Annotated in this window: 1 protein-coding gene; it reads left to right on the top strand. The window is 62.7% G+C overall.

Annotated features, from left to right (window positions below; all coding sequences use genetic code 11):
• A partial coding sequence (locus tag HTY53_RS24595; protein ID WP_174109196.1) for a TorF family putative porin occupies positions 1-533 on the top strand: 533 nt, incomplete at both ends.

Below are 533 nucleotides of genomic sequence, written 5' to 3'. Positions count from 1 at the left end.
CGCTGGCCTCCGAATACCGCTACCGCGGCATCATGCAGACCAATCGCCGGCCGGCGATCCAGGGCGGTTTCGACTACAGCCATGTAAGCGGCTTCTACGCGGGCAACTGGAATTCGAGCATCAGCTGGCTGAACGACAGCAACGACGAGGTGTCGGCGCCGATCGAGATGGACTTCTACGCCGGCTTCAAGAACACCTTCGGCGACGGCAAGTGGAACTACGACGTCGGCGTGCTGCAGTACTACTACCCCGGCGACTATCCGGCCAACTTCACCCGGCCGTACACCACCGAGATCTACGCGGGCATCGGCTACGGCCCGGTGTTCCTCAAGTACTCGTACGCGCCGACCAACCTGTTCGGCTTCCACGACAGCAGGAACAGCTGGTATGTGGACCTGTCGGCCAACGTGCCGCTCGAGTTCTGGGGCCTGACGCTGAACGCGCACGTCGGCTACCAGAAGGTGCAGAACGTGGCGGACGCCTCGTACACCGACTGGAAGCTCGGTCTGACCAAGGACCTGGGCAACGGCTTC

Origin of the sequence: Cupriavidus gilardii, assembly GCF_013314895.1 — a bacterium.
Lineage (GTDB): Bacteria > Pseudomonadota > Gammaproteobacteria > Burkholderiales > Burkholderiaceae > Cupriavidus > Cupriavidus gilardii_C.
This window is presented reverse-complemented; position numbering and strand designations above follow the sequence as displayed.